This is a genomic window from Microcoleus sp. PH2017_24_DOB_U_A, assembly GCF_020738205.1.
In the GTDB taxonomy this organism is placed as follows: domain Bacteria; phylum Cyanobacteriota; class Cyanobacteriia; order Cyanobacteriales; family Microcoleaceae; genus Microcoleus.
Genome location: NZ_JAEQCT010000065.1, coordinates 1 through 15,299, shown reverse-complemented (window position 1 = coordinate 15,299; position 15,299 = coordinate 1). Strand labels below are relative to the sequence as shown.

At 45.3% G+C, this 15,299-nt stretch carries 19 protein-coding genes; 7 read left to right on the top strand and 12 right to left on the bottom strand.

Features of this window, described 5'->3' with window-relative positions:
* Positions 1–38: 38 nt before the first annotated feature.
* Complete coding sequence (locus tag JGK07_RS18985) at positions 39–518, top strand: J domain-containing protein (RefSeq protein ID WP_293176066.1); 480 nt, start codon at positions 39–41, stop codon at positions 516–518.
* Between the two features lie 98 nt (positions 519–616).
* Positions 617–889, top strand: coding sequence for a DUF3143 domain-containing protein (locus JGK07_RS18980; RefSeq protein WP_293176326.1), 273 nt, complete (start codon positions 617–619; stop codon positions 887–889).
* Positions 890–1,106: 217 nt separating this feature from the next.
* On the opposite strand, the gene JGK07_RS18975 is transcribed toward JGK07_RS18980, so the two are convergent.
* The 3 genes from JGK07_RS18975 to lysA all read right to left on the bottom strand — a co-directional run bounded on the left by JGK07_RS18975 (position 1,107) and on the right by lysA (position 4,368).
* Positions 1,107–1,853, bottom strand: coding sequence for an isoprenyl transferase (locus JGK07_RS18975; protein WP_293176064.1), 747 nt, complete (start codon positions 1,851–1,853; stop codon positions 1,107–1,109).
* A gap of 20 nt (positions 1,854–1,873) precedes the next feature.
* The gene (gene cdaA, locus JGK07_RS18970; RefSeq protein ID WP_293176062.1) at positions 1,874–2,767 is read right to left on the bottom strand and encodes a diadenylate cyclase CdaA; all 894 of its coding nucleotides are present in this window, start codon (positions 2,765–2,767) and stop codon (positions 1,874–1,876) included.
* Between the two features lie 176 nt (positions 2,768–2,943).
* A complete protein-coding gene (lysA, locus tag JGK07_RS18965; RefSeq protein ID WP_293192422.1) occupies positions 2,944–4,368 on the bottom strand; it encodes a diaminopimelate decarboxylase in 1,425 nt (474 codons plus the stop codon).
* Between the two features lie 111 nt (positions 4,369–4,479).
* Here lysA and rimI point away from each other — a divergent pair, with 111 nt between their 5' ends.
* Positions 4,480–5,133 (top strand): ribosomal protein S18-alanine N-acetyltransferase, encoded by a 654-nt coding sequence (gene rimI / locus JGK07_RS18960; RefSeq protein WP_293176058.1) that lies wholly within the window; start codon positions 4,480–4,482, stop codon positions 5,131–5,133.
* A 239-nt stretch (positions 5,134–5,372) separates the two neighbouring features.
* Here rimI and JGK07_RS18955 read toward each other — a convergent pair whose 3' ends face one another.
* The 4 genes from JGK07_RS18955 to JGK07_RS18940 all read right to left on the bottom strand — a co-directional run bounded on the left by JGK07_RS18955 (position 5,373) and on the right by JGK07_RS18940 (position 9,001).
* A complete protein-coding gene (locus JGK07_RS18955; protein WP_293290992.1) occupies positions 5,373–5,756 on the bottom strand; it encodes a hypothetical protein in 384 nt (127 codons plus the stop codon).
* Positions 5,757–5,788: 32 nt separating this feature from the next.
* Positions 5,789–6,727 (bottom strand): hypothetical protein, encoded by a 939-nt coding sequence (locus JGK07_RS18950; protein ID WP_293198094.1) that lies wholly within the window; start codon positions 6,725–6,727, stop codon positions 5,789–5,791.
* Between the two features lie 1,230 nt (positions 6,728–7,957).
* A complete protein-coding gene (locus JGK07_RS18945; protein ID WP_293176052.1) occupies positions 7,958–8,527 on the bottom strand; it encodes a putative toxin-antitoxin system toxin component, PIN family in 570 nt (189 codons plus the stop codon).
* A 3-nt stretch (positions 8,528–8,530) separates the two neighbouring features.
* A complete protein-coding gene (locus JGK07_RS18940) occupies positions 8,531–9,001 on the bottom strand; it encodes an excisionase family DNA-binding protein (protein WP_293176050.1) in 471 nt (156 codons plus the stop codon).
* Between the two features lie 90 nt (positions 9,002–9,091).
* On the opposite strand from JGK07_RS18940, the gene JGK07_RS18935 reads away from it, so the two are divergent.
* Positions 9,092–9,715 (top strand): hypothetical protein, encoded by a 624-nt coding sequence (locus JGK07_RS18935; protein ID WP_293176048.1) that lies wholly within the window; start codon positions 9,092–9,094, stop codon positions 9,713–9,715.
* A 77-nt stretch (positions 9,716–9,792) separates the two neighbouring features.
* Here the strand turns inward: JGK07_RS18935 and JGK07_RS18930 are convergent, their stop codons facing one another.
* The 5 genes from JGK07_RS18930 to JGK07_RS18910 all read right to left on the bottom strand — a co-directional run bounded on the left by JGK07_RS18930 (position 9,793) and on the right by JGK07_RS18910 (position 12,603).
* Positions 9,793–10,374, bottom strand: a complete 582-nt coding sequence (locus tag JGK07_RS18930; protein WP_293176046.1) for an NAD(P)H-dependent oxidoreductase — start codon at positions 10,372–10,374, stop codon at positions 9,793–9,795.
* A gap of 37 nt (positions 10,375–10,411) precedes the next feature.
* Complete coding sequence (locus JGK07_RS18925; RefSeq protein WP_293176044.1) at positions 10,412–11,293, bottom strand: ChaN family lipoprotein; 882 nt, start codon at positions 11,291–11,293, stop codon at positions 10,412–10,414.
* Between the two features lie 82 nt (positions 11,294–11,375).
* Positions 11,376–11,513: a hypothetical protein gene (locus JGK07_RS18920; RefSeq protein ID WP_293176042.1), complete on the bottom strand. Its 138-nt coding sequence runs from the start codon at positions 11,511–11,513 to the stop codon at positions 11,376–11,378.
* Between the two features lie 356 nt (positions 11,514–11,869).
* Complete coding sequence (locus JGK07_RS18915) at positions 11,870–12,232, bottom strand: cupin domain-containing protein (protein ID WP_293176040.1); 363 nt, start codon at positions 12,230–12,232, stop codon at positions 11,870–11,872.
* Positions 12,233–12,327: 95 nt separating this feature from the next.
* Positions 12,328–12,603, bottom strand: a complete 276-nt coding sequence (locus JGK07_RS18910; protein ID WP_293176038.1) for a hypothetical protein — start codon at positions 12,601–12,603, stop codon at positions 12,328–12,330.
* Between the two features lie 159 nt (positions 12,604–12,762).
* Between JGK07_RS18910 and JGK07_RS18905 the strand changes: the two genes are divergently transcribed.
* The 3 genes from JGK07_RS18905 to JGK07_RS18895 all read left to right on the top strand — a co-directional run bounded on the left by JGK07_RS18905 (position 12,763) and on the right by JGK07_RS18895 (position 15,153).
* Positions 12,763–13,401: a peroxiredoxin gene (locus tag JGK07_RS18905; protein WP_293152832.1), complete on the top strand. Its 639-nt coding sequence runs from the start codon at positions 12,763–12,765 to the stop codon at positions 13,399–13,401.
* Positions 13,402–13,530: 129 nt separating this feature from the next.
* On the top strand, positions 13,531–14,115 hold the full coding sequence (locus JGK07_RS18900) for a Uma2 family endonuclease (RefSeq protein ID WP_293176036.1): 585 nt from the start codon (positions 13,531–13,533) through the stop codon (positions 14,113–14,115).
* Between the two features lie 63 nt (positions 14,116–14,178).
* Entirely contained in the window at positions 14,179–15,153 is a 975-nt protein-coding gene (locus JGK07_RS18895) for a cysteine synthase A (protein WP_293176034.1), read from the top strand.
* Positions 15,154–15,299: the final 146 nt, after the last annotated feature.

Sequence of the window (15,299 nt, the reverse complement as noted above, 5' to 3'; positions counted from 1 at the left end):
AATCAAATATTATCAACAATCGGCAGAGAGGGGCTTCGGTGGCAGGAAACGAGGCAACTGCGAAAAACAAAAGTCAGAAAAAACCCGGAAAAACCCCCTTGGGTTCCAGTCATTACGGCTTGTTAGGGCTGCATCCTTCAGCCTCCGCGATCGAAATTCGGCGATCGTACCGGGAACTGAGCAAACTCTACCATCCCGATACTACCGACTTGCCACCCGCAGTCGCCACCGCCAAATTTCAACAGCTCAATAACGCCTACGCCACCCTCAGCAACCCAGAACGCCGCCTCGCCTACGACCTCAAAATAGGTTATTCTCGCCTGAATGTGATTCAGTCGCCCCCGGGCTTCAACACTCCGGTTTCGGGATCGAGTAAAAAAACTTCTAACTCGGCTTACCTAGATCCCACGGATCGCCCTCTGTCCCCCGGCGAAATATTCGCTCTATTTATCATGGGGGCTACTTTAGTCGGATGCTTGGTACTGGCGATCGCGATCGGCTTAATTCGTGGCAATTGACAACTAAAAGTTCTAAATTAAAGATTAACTACAGTTTTCCCAATTCCCAATTCCCAATTCCCAATTCCCCATTCCCCATTCCCCATTCCCAATTGCTCATGACTCTTCCTTCCGCTGACACTCCTTTGTACAGCCATCCACTCCCAGAAATCGAACAGTGGCTAAAAAGCCGCGGCTGCGAGCAAGATCGGCGAGAACTCCACTGCTGGCAGATCGATCGACCAACCTGGAAAGCAGAACTCTCCCTCGATATCGATCAACTCACTATCCGCTATATTGACGCCGGAGCCGACGGCCAAGACATTCAGCGAGCCTTCAAATACTCGCTCTCGCGTCACGACATTGAAGATGCCGTTTTCTCAGGCCCCTAATTTGATTTTAGATTGGCGATTTTAGATTTTAGATTGAGGAATATACTTCAGAATCAATACCTAATTGGCAACTGAAAAATTAATCTAAAATCTAAAATCCAAAATCCAAAATCGTTTTTAGATTTTAGATTGAGGAATATACTTCAGAATCAATACCTAATTGGCAACTGAAAAATTAATCTAAAATCCAAAATCCAAAATCCAAAATCCAAAATCGTTACACTTTGCCAAATCGGCGGCTGCGCTGCTGATAATCAGACAAAGCGCGGTGAAACTCCGATCGATCGAAATCCGGCCACAGCGTCTCAGTAATGTAAATTTCCGAATAAGCCATTTGCCACAGCAGAAAATTGCTCAGCCGCATTTCCCCGCTCGTCCGAATCAGCAAATCCGGATCGCAAACATCAGCAGTATACAAATAGCGTTTAAATAAAACCTCATCAATCTCCTCTGGCTGCAACTTGCCCTCTTGTACCTGAGTGGCGATCGCCCGACAAGCCTGTACAATCTCCTGGCGGCCACCGTAATTCGTCGCCACCCGAAACAAAATCCCCCGATTGTGCTGAGTAGCCGTCACAGAGCGCTCGATTTCCGCCTGCAAAGACTTCGGCAAAGCCTGCAAATTCCCCATAAATTGAATTTGCACGTCCTCGTCCACCATCTCGCGCAATTCTTGCCGCAGCTTGCCCTCAAACAAACTCATCAAAAAATCCACCTCCCCGGCCGGCCGGCCCCAATTCTCCGTCGAAAAAGCATAGGCTGTTAAAGCTGGAATTCCCCAATCTTTGCAGCAGCGCAGCAGTTCTTTGAGAGCGCTAGCTCCTCGGCGGTGCCCCGCAATCCGTGGCAACCCCTTATTCTTAGCCCAGCGCCCGTTTCCGTCCATAATCACTGCTATGTGCTTAGGCAGTAGTTCTTGTTGTAGATCCGCAGGCAACTTTTCCAAGCAAATTCCTTGACTCATGGTTTCTCCCGATTACCCGACTAACGGCGCAGTATCCGTTTTAACAGTGTCACTCCCTTCAATCCTATCTGCCGTCCGAGATTGCCGATCGGAATTGGAGTCACCACTCTTTCTCCTTCCGACGGAAACAGCTTTGCTTCTAGCAATTCCTTAAGTTTGCTGCTAGTCAAAGGTCGATTTAAAGTTCCCATCTGCGCCAGAGAAATCGAACCGGTTTCCTCCGACACCACGACGCACACGCAAGCTTGCACCCGTTCCGTAATCCCCATCGCCGCCCGGTGGCGGGTTCCCAACTGCCGCGAGGCGCTGCGATCGGACAAAGGCAAAATTACCCCAGCCGACACGATCCGCGAAGCCCGAATCAAAACAGCCCCATCATGCAGCAAAGTTTGCGGTTGAAAGATAGTCTGCAACAATTCCTTAGAGACTTCCGCATTTAGCTTCACTCCCGGAACTGAAAAATCCCGATCGTCGATCGGAGAATCTGTTTCTACAATTAATAAAGCGCCCGTGCGGTTTTGCGAAAGTTCTTTTACTGCGTCCACAATTTCATCTATTACGCTGTCGGGTTCGGGAGTTGGTCGGCGATCGCGTCCAAATAATTGTATAATTTCCCCCCGACCCAATTGTTCCAGAAATCGGCGAAACTCCGACTGTAATATTACCGCCATTGCCACAGCAGAACCCGTTACCAAGCTGTTGAGCGCCACGTGCAACAGCCTCAATCCAGCCCAGTTACTCACCGCCGCCGCCAGCATCAAAATAATAAATCCCCTTACCATCCAAAGCGTCCGGCGCTCCCCGACAATGACGAGCACCAAATACGCAAGGGCAAATACCAGTCCAATATCGATCGCCTGAATCAATAAGGACTGAATGAGGCCAAAGTCATAGCCAGATTGTTGATTGTTCATGGTTCATCGAACCTTACCGCCTGTGAACCGCGAACTATGATGCACTCGAACCCGTGAACCATGAACAGTTGTTATTCCAATCGCGTGACTGAACAAGCCAAAAGTAAAAAGTTTAAAAACAATCATCAAGAAATCCCAATGAATCATCTTACTTTTTACTTTTTATGTTTTACTTCTTACTTTTTAGTTCCGAGTCTTTCAGGAAGGCGATCGAACCTCAGCAAATCCTCGTCAGTTTCCCGCTCTACGATCGTGTCAACTTTCCCATCTTTCACCAAAACCGCCGCCGGTCTGGGGACTCGGTTGTAGTTAGAAGCCATGCTGTAATTGTATGCCCCTGTAGCCGTAACGACGAGAATATCTCCCGACTGACACTCTGGCAACTTAGCATCTTTAATCAGAATATCGCCTGATTCGCAGTGTTTGCCAGCAACTGTCACTGTTTCCGTTAACTCAGCAGACATTTTGTTGGCTGCGAGGACTCGATAAACTGATTGGTAGGTAATTGGACGGGGATTGTCCGACATACCGCCATCTACCGATAAATACGTCCGGATTCCTGGAATGACTTTTTTAGCGCCCACCGTATAAGCGGTGACGCAGGCTGAACCCACGAGCGATCGACCCGGTTCGCAAAGCAATTTCGGTAATGGCAACTTCTCATTATTGTTGCAAGCTGCTACCATTGCGTCGCAGACTGTCTTAGCCCAATCATCTATGCTTGGAGGATCGTCGGATTCAGTATAGCGAATACCCAACCCACCGCCAATATTAATTTCTGTCGGCTTCAACCCGTGCCCAATTGCTGCTTTGAAAGCCTTAACGATCACATCTGCTAAATCGTGGTGGGGTTTCACTTCAAAAATCTGAGAGCCAATGTGAGCGTGTAATCCGACGCAGGATAAAGACGGCTGCTTGCTGAGGTAAATGAAAACATCCTTGAGGGAGTTGGGATCGAATCCAAATTTACTGTCGATTTGACCAGTTTTAATGTAGTCGTGAGTGTGACACTCAATTCCAGGCGTAAACCTGACCATAACTCGTATCCGCTCACCGGCTTTGTGACTGACACCCAATTTTGCCAACTCTGCGAGATTGTCTAAATCCCACAAATTATCTGCAATGATTGTGCAGCCACTGGTGACAGCTAGTTCGATTTCCTCGCGGGATTTGTTATTCCCGTGAAAGTAAATTTTTTCTGGATTCACGCCAGCTTTTAGTGCTGTCTTAATTTCTCCGGCAGATACCACATCTATGCCTAAGCCCTCGGAAGCCGCGATCGCGCAAACAGCCAAACAACTCCAAGCCTTAGAAGCATAGATCACTTGAGATTCGCCCGGATAGTACCGCTTAAAAGCCTCTCGGTACTGGCGGCTGGTCGCCCGCAGCGTTTCTTCATCTAAGATGTACAGTGGCGAGCCAAATTTCTCTACCAAGTCTGTTACGTCGCAGCCTCCTATTTCCAAATGATTCTTACTGTTGACGCTGGCTGTCAGCGGTAAAAGCTCTTGATTGGGCGATCGACTTTCCCTGGGTTCTTGAGACTTAGACAGATACTGAAGTCCAGATTCCACTTTTTCGATAGATTGAGTTAATACCATCGCGCAATAACTATCCTTACTGTGTTCTCCAGTGTACAATTGACGGCAAGCAATTGGGTCATCAGCGCCCAGATTGATGCTTTTGAGTAATTATTAAATCTAAAATCCCCTGTGCCTTTTCTCGGAATCAAACATCTCGCCGCCGAACACCTCAACAGTGCAGTAGAGCTCGATCGCCTCTGTTTTGGCGGACTTTGGACGATCGAAGGCTACAGGCGCGAGTTAGACAGTCCTAATAGCGATTTACTGGGTTTGTGGACATGGGAAACTGAGGGTTCTGAATCAGCTCACAACCAGGCGGGTACGCACCATCCACCGCTCCTACAGATTCGGGCCCGCACGCACCATCCACCGCCCCTACAAGTTCCCCCAATGCTCATCGGTATCGGTTGTCTGTGGGTAATTTTAGAAGAAGCTCACATTACCATTTTGGCGATCGATCCGCGCTTTCAAGGTCAGGGTTTGGGACAAGCTCTGCTTTGGACTTTGCTAAAATCGGCACACCGCAGACAGTTAGAAAGGGCAACTTTAGAAGTGCGAGCCTCTAATTTAGTCGCACTGTCTCTGTACCACAAATTTGGCTTTAAGGAAGCAGGACGGCGAAAGCGATACTACGCAGACACAGGAGAAGATGCTGCTATCCTGTGGCGCAGCGACATTGAAAAACCCGAATTTCAGCAATATTTGGCGAATCAAAAAGTGAAAATTTGCGATCGGCTCCAGCAGAAAAACTGGCAGGGGTCGATCGATAGTTTTGAATTGTGAGCGAACATCTAGTGTATCTGATGAGCGCTCAATTCAAAATAAGTGATTGAACGCTCAAAAGATGATCTGTTGCTGTGATATAGCCTTTCTCACATTGATTCGCGGACGAATCTTGATCTGAAAAGGTTGGTGGTGTAAGGGTTGTAGCATAACTTAGCATACATCATCTTTCGCTTGAAAGGCTATAGTTTCAGTTCAATTGTCATCTTCATCTCCCAAAAGACAGCAAGCTAACAGCATTACTCTTGCATACCTGCATACAGTAGTCGTACAAATAAGCGGACACCATCATCATTCTTCAAAGTTGCATATGATGGAGCTTCGCTGTTACCGATCGCACGCAAATCTGACAGCAATTCTGGATGGAACTGGCAAGTAAAAGAACGTCGAATTTTTTTGGCTTCAAAGTCTTTGTAGTTAATGCACGTAGCCGAACATTCTGTAACTATTTCGCCATTAGCTGCTGTCGAACAAAGAATTTCCACAGAATCAGGCAGTTGTATCAGCCATGACAGAGGACTTCCAGCTATCAAATGCCGATAAGGAATAATAAATAACTTAAGCAAATTTGTGGGATGGGCGTCCCGCCCGTGCAGAAAGGACGGGCGGGACGCCCATCCCACAACAATCATCGAGCGTGTAAGTTATTAAATTTTCATTCCTTAGCAAACAGTACAGCTTCTTCGTTGACTTCATCTGAGTGAAACATCGAAATTGATACTTCATGCTCGTATTGAATCGTCGTGTCAATGACACCTTCATGTGCATCTGCTGTTACAGAGTGGGCATGGATGAGTTCCCAAGGAATATCTAAGGCATCGCCGTCTGGAGACTGATAGGGTAACAACACGCGATCGCCAACTTCCTTCGATTCATTGCGCGTCACCGCAAAATGCCGATCGTTCCAGCCCTGGGCAACAACCCGCCCATCACGTTTTTTAACTTGAAGAGTCTTACCTATTGCTTCGATGCGCCCTGCAACCTCTTGCAACGATCTCAGAGCAATACCTGAGCGATCGCCATTCAAAGATGTCATCCCCAGGACTTCTTTGACTGCACGACGAATCAGTCCTATGTTACCTTCAGCAGCCAGTTGGTGGCCTACACAGATGAATATTGCCGGGGCACTCGTGGGCGATCGCGAAATCAGCAATTTTTCCACTAATGCAAACATATCCTCTCGCGGACAGGCTGGACTTGTCCAAGTCGATTCATCGTATGTCGATGGATCGCCTCCTTCCACTACTACGGCATAACCGCAGGTAATTGCCGGAACAATTATTTCTGGATCGATGATTCCCGTTGACCAAACTGGCAATAATACTGAGTCGATATCGGCAACTTTTTGAGCAATGTAGGCAACGTTTTTGGAAGCCCGAACATCTTCTCCGAGAGTGTTAACGCCTACGTGTTCCCACGGTTCAATAATGGTTATACAGTTCCGCAACAAATTAGGATTTTTGAGCAGAAACTCCACATCTTCCCGTGAATTTATGACTTTTTCTAGAGGCTGGGCGTGTCCCCATTCAAAAATGCCATCTTCAGCAAATAATTCTTTTTCTCCCGGTGGATTTAGAGGATTTCTATCTGCCAAGAAATACCCTAACAAAATATGTGCTGATTCAAAATCTAACCTACCTTCATGCAAGTAACCAGGAGTTAATCGCCAGTCCGCTATGGTGGTTTTATTTTTGCTAATTTTGACAGATTCTATTATGTTGATTTACCTCTGGTATTTGTTCATTAAACTGAAAATACATCGTCCATAATACCAATTTTACATGAAGTTGCATAGAATGAAGATACAATATTAAAAGGCATCCGATCTGATGGCACGTCAACTAATTTTGGCGATCGCCAAAAATACAGGCTCTATATTTCGATGTTTCATAGATCGTCGGAGCGATTGATAGAATCAGATCTAGTTGCTTTTTAGCCCCTGCAACCCGCCGCCCAGTATACCCGATGCTCGCCCAACTGACAATATAACCGAAGCCCGAAATGGAACTATTTCAGGAGAGGGGCTTGTGACCTTAGAAATTAACGAATCTCCTCCTACTCCCGTACCGGAGAACTCCTCCCCCTTCGCCTCATTTTTGACCTTTTTGGGATTGGGAGCAGTCCACTTGTGGAGAAAGTCGAGAAAGGGAAACAAATAATAACCTTTACCAACCTAACTTTAAGCGGGGCGTAAATAGAATTACTTAGACTTTTAAAATATTGAGTTATTTGGGCAAATAAATCTAGTAAATTTACGGGTTTACAATACCGCGAGCAAGCTTTAATTTGTATCTCAAGATGTTGTTTTCGTTAATTGCTGCTACAAACGAAAAAAAACTCACTGTTGCGGGAGAAGCCTTTCAAATCAGGAATATCTTAATGAACATAAAATATGGACTGACCGCTATCCTGGAACATATTAGACCTGTTGCAAAAAAAATCACGGAGTTACAATTAAAGGCTTTGAGTTTTAGACCTGAGAGCTAACTCATAATTTTAAAGTGCCGATCTAACCTGCAATCTGCTCCACTTAAGCCAAACCCTTCATTATAGCATAAAATTATTTTGCAATCTTGTCTAATATTAAATAAAACTGCATGGCAGGTGTGACGGAGGAGTCTCCCACGCCTGCCATACTGTTTGTGACAAGTATAACCGACCGATGACCGATGGTTAAATTATGCTTGTTCTAGCCTATGTGTGCCAATGTGCGATCGGGTGGTTTTCTTTTAGGTCGATCGGGTGATGCGGTACTGGTACAATTGGTGGTAGCGCTTTAAGTAGCTATTATCTCTGTTAAATAAATTTTTAGTAGGCGATCGGGCTAATCAGCATAACACAATTCTCGCATCCGAGTTGCTGACAGCGGCAGTCCCAATTCTACCAGCGTTTGCAAATACTCATCCGGCGTTTTTGGCGGATTTTTGAGCCTGATTCTTTGTTTTTCCGCTGCTTTGCATACACCTTGCCAATTGAAGTTGAGCAAGCGCAGGATAAACTGATCGGGGTGCAGCGGTTCAATATTATATTGTCTGAGTTTGTCAGCAGGAAAATCTCTGAGATTGAAAGTAACGATAAAATCCGCGCGAGAATGAATTGCTGCTGCTAGAACATGGCGATCGCCCGGATCGGGAAGTTCCAAATCTTGTATAATTGTCTCATAGTCTTGCACTAAACAATTTTTAATGCTGGCATTCATCATATTTTTGGTTCTGGTAAGTCGTTCTGATGTAAGATTTCGATTGTTCAGGAGCACGTTTCTTATCCATTCTTCGTGAATCTCTTCTGTCCACCTCGGTTCAAATACCTCACCAACTCCTAGTTCCATCAACAAATCGCGGAGTGCGGCTGAATATAACACATTAGCATCGCAGACAACTTTGACAATTTTCATGAGTTAGTCGTACAAACCGAGTGCTTCTGATTCTGCCACAAGTTCGTCAAGGATTTTACTTCTTTTGTCATAATCCTGCTTTTTATATTTCATGACATCTTCGTAACGTATCCGACGGCAGCTTTGTACCATTTTGTAAGGAATTTTGCCATCATCTAGTAACTGCCACACATACTCGCGGGACACATTCAGCAAACCCTCAACCTGCCAGATATCGAGTTCTTTAGTAATGGGAGCCAGCTTGACAGTATTGCCGCTACTTGTCTGTTGCAAAATCGCTAACAGCAGGGGTAATACTGCGGCTGGGATGTCAATTGTCTTCCCCTCTTTTTCATCTAATATCAATTTCAGGGATTCGCCAGATGGATGATTTTCTAAGTGCGATTGTAAGGCGCGGCTGCTGATTTTGGCAACCGCTGCTTCTGCGGCTGTTGGCAAAACAGGTGCTGAATTTGGATCTCCGGTGAATGTCATGTTAATTTGGGGGTGAGGATAACAGGCAATCAACTATGATTGTAGCAATTTGAGAATGCGATCGCCAAAATCGAGCAATGAGGTCAACCTGTGGCATACAGCGATTTTACAACTTTAGCGAAAGTTAGAGAATCTTTTAATTTAACCGTAGAAGAACCTTTAGATTTGTTTGGCGATATCCCGGAGGTACAGCCAAGTTCCTATTTGCAAACTACTTTAACTGAAAACCTGTCCTTAGCTACGGCAATTAATACCGAAAAGGCTCGCGCTGAGTTAATTATTGCCCCAATATTATTGGAAGTCAGGCGGCAATTTGATTTTCAAGTTGGTTTTTTCTCGGGTTCAGAATTCAATGTAGATTTAGAAGCAGGTTTGAACGGCTATTGCGATTATATTCTCACTGCATCAAAGGATTCCTATGAAATTCGCGCCCCCGTCATTACTCTCACAGAGGCTAAGAATGAAAGTATTAAATCTGGTTTGGGTCAGTGTATTGCAGAAATGGTAGCCGCCCAATTATTTAATCAGCGCAGCGGAGAGCAAATTGCCAGTATTTATGGGGCTGTGACTACAGGTACTGATTGGAAGTTTCTTAAGTTGAATGGCAGTACAATTTATATTGACAAGCGAGACTTTTTTGTTAATGAAATTAGTCGGATATTGGGAATTTTAATGATGCCATTTCAAGGGTTTTATTCTATGAATCTCACTTGATGCAGCCAGCAAAATCACAGATACTGAGATTGGGACACAACATTGTTGCGTCCCTACTGCAAAATTAATTAATCACCTCACGCGATTAATTTCGACAGCACATTAGACAACTTAGCACCGAGATTCTCCACAGACTCCTGCTGTTTGGGATCTTTCATCGTACCATCAGCATTAAATGCTTGAAAAGCTTGGGGAATGGCTTTCTGATCCGGGAGTACGAACACGTTAATATTACCCAGGATCGATCGCAAATGCACCAATCCCCGCATACCGCCAAATCCGCCAGGGGAAGCGCTCATAATTACCGCTACTTTGTCAGTAAATGCCACCAATCCTGGTTCTCCCGGGGCTGGGCGCGATACCCAGTCGATCGCATTTTTCAACAAAGCCGTAACCGAACTGTTATACTCCGGGGAAGCTATCAAAAACCCGTGATGTGCTACCATCAATTCCTTCAACTTCCGGGCATTTTCTGGTATTCCTTCTTTTGCTTCCAAATCTTCATCAAATAGTGGCATCGGCAAATCCCGCAAATCTACATAAGTAACTTCTGCGCCCGCCGCCCTAGCCCCAGCAGCCGCAACTTTTACCAGCAGTTTGTTGTAGGACGCTTCCCGGGTACTTCCGGCAAATGCAAGTATTTTTGGTGTGTTTGTCATTGACTGTTCCCGATTATTGCTTGCGAGTAAAATTGTACTATTCCAAGTGCTTCCAAACAAAGTCAGCCATGGGTTTGCTTGCAGACAAAGGAGTATCTGTAGCTGAACTGAATAAAACCGATCGCATTTTTACATTTCCGACTCCCAAGCGCCTCTCGACGCGGCTGGGAATTCCGTAACCGAACATAATATGCCCTTTCCCCGCCAACACCACAACTTGATAATCCGGGTTAGCTTTGACAAATTCAGCGATTTTTTCGGCCATAGTTTCATCCCACAAAACTTGAGCTTGCAAAAATCTTTCAAAGGCCGTACTATTTCCCTGTGCAGCCTTTTGGTGCTGTTGGAAAACTTCGAGCAGCATTTGCCTGTATTCGGCGTTGTCGGTGCGAATTTCGGAAATTGGCGGAATATATTTTTTGTCCTCTGCTGTGAGGCTTTCTAAGCCTTGAGAGGCAACTTTTCTCGTTACTTCCGATGGTGTATTTAAGGCTAGGACTGGTAGTTGTTTTTCTTTGGCAAACCGCAAAAATGGGGCGTAATATTCCCAGGGAAAACGCCATCTGCGATCGTACTCTGTTTGCTCGACTAATTGCTCTTCTGTCAGTTTACCAGCTAAGTAGTTGTCGATCGCACTTTGGAACGGACGCTGAAACATCTCCATCGCGATCGCAATTTTACGATTTTGCCGCTGCATTTCTCGAACAATCGCCCGTTGAGCTTGGTGGTCGGCAACGCTATCGTGGGTTTCTCCCAGATACACGACTTTCGCCTTCACCAACTGTTGCAGAATCTCTTGGTTAGTGTAAGTCTGCTGCGGTTGAGGCTTCGCAATCGGTTCCGCTGTCACGATACTGCTACACAGCAGAAAAATGCTCAGCGATAAAGCGCACAGTTTGATGAGTTTGGTTTTTTTCATACAAATATTATCTCTGTTTCTCGCAGTAGCAGCCACAGCCGAACTGTACTATTTTAGCCGCCCATTCAGAAAGCTCGATGCTTCATTTAACTTCATAATTCCTCCTCAATATCTCTACCCATAGAAGATTGTCTTCCGTCTTCCCTCTTCCGTCTTCCTTCTCCCCGACATCCGTTACATCCCGTACATTGCTCGTTGCCGAACTTCCGTCTTCCTTCATCTGTAAAGTTTAGTTGCAGGTGCTTGCACTTCTAGAAAAAGGTGGTAGATTAATAACATGAAGCAAACAAAAAGCTTTTCCGACAGATGCAACATCTAGATATCACAGCGAAGTTCAAAATAGAATCAAAGGAGTAAAACGCTGTTTAATCTCACATCTGTCTCATCAAAAATCAATAACAGCACCCACCAACAAAGCTGATACTTCCTCAACTAATTAGAGGGGAGCAATGCAAGTGAATCCTAGGATTTTTGCAACTCCGCATCGAAGTTGCAAAAAGAGGAAATCACTCGGTACATATGGCTGGGTGCTGTTATTGTTAAAGCTATTATTGTTAAAACAGATTTTTCGACACCTTACTGAAAAATTGTCTCGTCTTCCTTTCGCCACGCCGGATCGACGATACAAATAAATATTAGCGGTTCTGTGCCGCAATTGTAAATAAACTGTTTGGCGTTTGGCGGAATGTAAATCGCATCTCCGACTTCCACCAATTGAGTGTCATCGTCGATGTGCATTTCCCCAACGCCACTGATGATGTAGTAAACTTCAGAAGTGGTCAGGGAGTGCAGCGCGGAAGTTTCTCCCGGTGGCAAGGTGGCGTGGGCTAAACTGTAACGCAACTCGACAGCTTGTTTGTCTGGATGCAGCAATTCTCGCAGTTGAGTACCGTCACCCGCTATAAACTCGTCGCAACCGTTTAGCTTTTGAACTATCATTCTTTATACACTCCTGAAAATCTCTCGATCGCAACTTAAGTTTAATCGAAATAGCGAGAAATGTTAAGAAATATGTCAAGCGACGGCTGATTTTTTTAACCGTAAGTTCCCGAATGCGATCGATAATCACAACAGTCGATCGCATCTTCAGATAAAGCTATTGTAGGCTGAACGGGACACTTGAGGTGGTAGTCGCCAGTGAAAAACACGCAGTTAGCACAAGGAATTTGGTGCATCCGCTGAGCTCTGTGCATTGAGTCGCCGACAGCACGCCCGACACTCGAACACACCAAAAAAACTAAACCCCAGGCACAGACACAACACACGGGAACTAAAACAGGCTGTATTGTCTTCAGCAAAAAGTACAGCATAGCAACAAAATTTAGGGTAAAACTCTCATATATATTACAGTAATGGTATTGGTCGGCGATCGACCAAAAAGTTTAAAATCATTTACAGTGCGATCGAGAAACCGGGCACTTATGGGATGATAGAGAACCGTCGTTAAATAAAATTAGAGGAAACCAGTTATGTCACTGCGATTAGGCGATACAGTTCCCAACTTTACCCAAGCCTCGTCTGAAGGGGAAATCAACTTCTACGACTGGGCCGGCGATAGCTGGGTGGTATTGTTTTCCCACCCGAAAGACTATACTCCAGTGTGCACCACCGAACTCGGTGCAGTGGCCCGTCTCAAGTCTGAATTTGACAAGCGTGGCGTCAAAACCATTGCCCTCAGCGTCGATGATGTGGATTCTCACATGGGCTGGATTAAAGATATTGAGGAAACTCAAAAAGTTACTCTCAATTATCCAATTTTAGCAGATGGCGATCGTAAAGTTTCCGACATTTACGACATGATTCATCCTAACTCGCTGAACAACTTAACAATTCGCACAGTATTCGTGATTGACCCGGAGAAGAAATTGCGTTTGAGCATTACTTATCCAGCGAGCACTGGTCGGAATTTTGGCGAAATTTTGCGGGTAATTGATTCTCTGCAACTTACTGACAAATACAGCGTTGCGACTCCAGTTGACTGGAAAGACGGCGACGATTGCGTCATCGTACCTTCGATTACCGACCCGAAAGAGTTGGCAGAGAAATTTCCCAAAGGCTACACGCCAGTTAAGCCTTATTTGCGGATGACTCCTCAACCGAATAAATAAGTTAAATTTACCGACTGGTTCGTAGTGAGGACTAAAGTCCTCAATCCTCTTTTTTGAGGACTGAAGTCCTCACTACGAACCCAAAAATTATCCTATTGTCTGAACAATTGAAATTAGAGGAAACGCAAAATGCTGTCACCAACAATCGTGTTGCGAGTACCGCCAAAATTGCAAATGACAGAGGACGAGTTTTTCGAGTTCTGTCAAATCAATAGTGAATTACGGATTGAACGCAACAAATCGGGAGAACTGCTAATTATGCCGCCTACTGGTTCGGAGACGGGAAATCGAGAAGGCAATATATTTGGGCCGCTGTGGGTTTGGGCTGAACAAAATGGTACAGGCTTAGCATTTACTTCCAGTACAGGATTTACTTTGTCAACAGGTGCAGAAAAGTCGCCTGACGCTGCTTGGATTAAACTGGAAAGATGGAATGCTTTGTCACCCGAACAAAAGCAAAAATTTGCCCCGATTTGCCCAGATTTTGTAGTAGAACTCAGGTCTGCGTCTGACAATCTTAAGTCGCTACAAGAAAAGATGCAAGAATATATGAGGGAACCAGGAGTGCAGTTAGGCTGGCTGATTGACCGCAAAAATCGCAGAGTCTACATCTACCGTCCCAGTTTGCCAGAGGAATGCTTGGAGAATCCGGTGACAGTCAGTGGCGACCCAGTTTTGCCGGGATTTGTGCTAAATATGAGCAAAATTTGGTAAACTGCTAGCACGAAATATCAAAGTTATTGTCAGAATTATATAGTATAGAAACAATCAAAAAATATGGATATCAAAAACGGCTTTGTAGGCACAATCGGTAACACACCACTAATTCGATTAAACAGCTTCAGCGATGAAACCGGCTGCGAAATTCTCGGCAAAGCAGAGTTTCTCAATCCCGGCGGTTCCGTCAAAGACCGGGCTGCTTTGTACATCATCAAAGACGCTGAAGAAAAAGGCTTGCTGAAACCGGGGGGAACTGTTGTTGAAGGCACTGCCGGCAATACGGGCATCGGTTTAGCACACATTTGCAACGCTAAAGGTTACAAGTGTTTGATTGTGATTCCTGATACCCAATCACAAGAAAAAATCGATGCTTTGAAAACCTTGGGCGCCGAAGTTCGGACTGTTCCTGCTGTTCCTTACAAAGACCCGAATAATTATGTCAAACTGTCGGGAAGATTGGCTGCGGAAATGGAGAATGCCGTCTGGGCAAATCAGTTTGACAATTTAGCCAATCGCCAAGCTCATTTCGAGACAACCGGTCCGGAAATTTGGGAACAAACCGACGGAAAAATTGATGCTTGGGTAGCTGCGACGGGTACGGGCGGCACTTTTGCGGGTATATCAATGTTTTTGAAATTAAAAAATCCCGCGATAAAAGCTGTTTTGGCAGACCCGATGGGTAGCGGGCTTTACAGTTATTTCAAAACAGGAGAAATTAAGACTGAAGGTAGTTCGATTACTGAGGGAATTGGTACGAGTCGCGTTACTGGAAATATGGAGAATGTCTCCGTAGATGATGCTATCCAAATTGATGATGCTGAAGCTGTCCGCGTGGTTTACCAATTGCTGAGGAAAGAAGGCTTATTTATGGGGGGTTCTGTGGGGATTAATGTGGGGGCTGCTGTGGCTTTGGCTAAGCAAATGGGGCCTGGACATAGGATTGTGACGGTACTCTGCGACGGTGGAGCTCGGTATCAGTCGCGTTTGTTCGATCGCCAATGGTTGGCATCAAAAGGTTTATCATCAGATTAGTAGGCACGTTGCACACGTGTATCGAAATCAGTCTGGCAGAGTCCAAAAATCCCGAAAACGCTTGTAGGGCAAATAAGATTGTCAAACTCACCAATTATCTGGAAATTATCTGCGTCTATCAGTGTTTATCTCAAAAGTATCTGCGG